The following is a 1,383-nucleotide window of genomic DNA, read 5'->3' as shown; positions in this document are numbered from 1 at the left end:
GGGGGGGATTGCATGAGCAAGAAGAGATTTACCGAAGAGGACCGTGAGGTCCTATCACAAAACAAGTACGTGGTGAATGTAAGTGCGAAGGCCATAACTTATTCAGATGAATTTAAGCAGCTTTTCATCGATCAAAATATGTTACAAAAAACGCCTAGGGAGATTTTTGAGGCCAATGGATTTGATGTAAATGTCATAGGGATGAGTCGTATAAAACAGTGTGCTGATCGTTGGCGGAGAGCGTATAAACGCGATGGAATCGTTGGCTTAACGGATTCTCGTAAAGGCAGCTCGGGGCGTCCCTTGCAGCGAGAACTGACGCAAGAGGAGGTCATTGCCAAGCAAGATGCTCGGATCAAACTCCTGGAGTCCCAACTTGAACTACTAAAAAAGCTAGACTCGAACGAAAGGTTGTTGGTAGCAAAAGGAATGAATCTGAGCAAAACTAAATTATTTGAGTTAATTGCAGAGGCCGTAGACCAAGGCCTTGGGCGTATGACTCGCTATCTTTGTAAACTCCTTAACGTATCTCGTTCGGGGTATTACAGCTATGTAAAGGCTGCAGACGCCCGCTTAGAACGTGCAAGACTCGACGTCGTGGCAGGTGGCTGGATTAAGAAAGCATTCTATTGGAGAGGGTTCAAAAAGGGGTCTCGCTCCATAAAGATGGTTCTTCAGAATGAATTTGGTATCACCTACAACCTAAAGAGAATCCGCCGGTTAATGAAAAAACTAAACCTGGTGTGTCCGCATAGAAAGCCGAACCCCTACAAACGTATGGCCAAAGCTACCCTGGAGCATCGAACCCTTCCTAACCAGTTACAGAGGAATTTCAAGAAGGGTATTCCGGGGTTCGTCTTGCTTACCGACATTACGTATCTTCCCTACAACCGTACGGAGGTAGGCTATTTGTCGACTATATTGGATGCTTCTACGGGGGAACTACTGGCACATCATCTTTCAAAGCGAATTGATTTATCCATTGCCACTCAAACTATAGATAAACTCATGAAACAAAGACGTGTTAAATTACATAAAGAGGCTTTCATCCACTCAGATCAGGGAAGCCATTATACAAGCCCCACGTACCAAAAGCTATTGAAGCAGAAAGGTTTAGGTCAGTCCATGTCCAGACGAGGAAACTGTTGGGACAACGCCCCGCAGGAGTCATTTTTTGGCCACATGAAAGACCATGTAGATAGTCGAGGTTGCATCACTTTTGAAGAGTTGCAAGACGAAATTGACCGCTATATTCAATATTACAACCATCACAGGTATCAATGGGGATTAAAAAAGATGACCCCTGTTCAGTACAGGAATCATCTATTGTCTGTTGCCTAAGCCTTCTCTTTTTTAAGTGTCCTTGACAAGGGTACCAGTTTA

At 44.3% G+C, this 1,383-nt stretch carries 1 protein-coding gene; it reads left to right on the top strand.

Annotated features, from left to right (window positions below; genetic code table 11):
- Positions 1-12 precede the first annotated feature (12 nt).
- Positions 13-1,341 carry an IS3 family transposase gene (locus KB559_RS25005; RefSeq protein WP_211026252.1) on the top strand — a complete coding sequence of 443 codons (1,329 nt, stop codon included), beginning with the start codon at positions 13-15 and terminating at the stop codon, positions 1,339-1,341.
- The last annotated feature ends 42 nt before the right edge of the window (positions 1,342-1,383 follow it).

Source organism: Paenibacillus sp. Marseille-P2973 (assembly GCF_018101095.1).
In the GTDB taxonomy this organism is placed as follows: domain Bacteria; phylum Bacillota; class Bacilli; order Paenibacillales; family Paenibacillaceae; genus Fontibacillus; species Fontibacillus vini.
This window is presented reverse-complemented; position numbering and strand designations above follow the sequence as displayed.

Coding starts and splice junctions, on each gene's coding strand:
- KB559_RS25005 (WP_211026252.1), top strand. CDS start 13: ATGAGCAAGAAGAGATTTACCGAAGAGGACCGTGAGGTCCTATCACAA.